This window comes from Neisseria sp. HMSC064E01 (assembly GCF_001808875.1).
In the GTDB taxonomy this organism is placed as follows: Bacteria; Pseudomonadota; Gammaproteobacteria; order Burkholderiales; family Neisseriaceae; genus Neisseria; species Neisseria sicca_A.
Genome location: NZ_KV794912.1, coordinates 1 through 254, shown reverse-complemented (window position 1 = coordinate 254; position 254 = coordinate 1). Strand labels below are relative to the sequence as shown.

1 protein-coding gene is annotated in these 254 nt (G+C 49.2%); it reads left to right on the top strand.

Going from position 1 to position 254, the window contains the following annotated elements; all coding sequences use genetic code 11:
• Positions 1-254, top strand: a 254-nt coding sequence (locus HMPREF2572_RS04275) for a contractile injection system protein, VgrG/Pvc8 family (protein WP_246827768.1), incomplete at both ends; no start/stop codon positions are given.

Here is a 254-nt window from a genome sequence, read left to right as displayed (position 1 = left end):
GTATCCAAGGATGAAACCGTTTACCGCTTTGTTTTAGAGCCGCGTTTCGCGGCTTTAAAACATTTCCAATCTTCCCGACTGTTTCAAAACCAAACCGTCCCCGATATCGTCGCTGCCGTCTTCAAACACCACGGCTTCTCCGGTGTCGACTACCGTTTCCAAAAAAGCCGCAGTTACACCGTACGCGAGTATGTGACCCAGTATCTCGAAAGCGACTTTGCCTTTATCAACCGTCTGTGTGAGGAAGAAGGCAT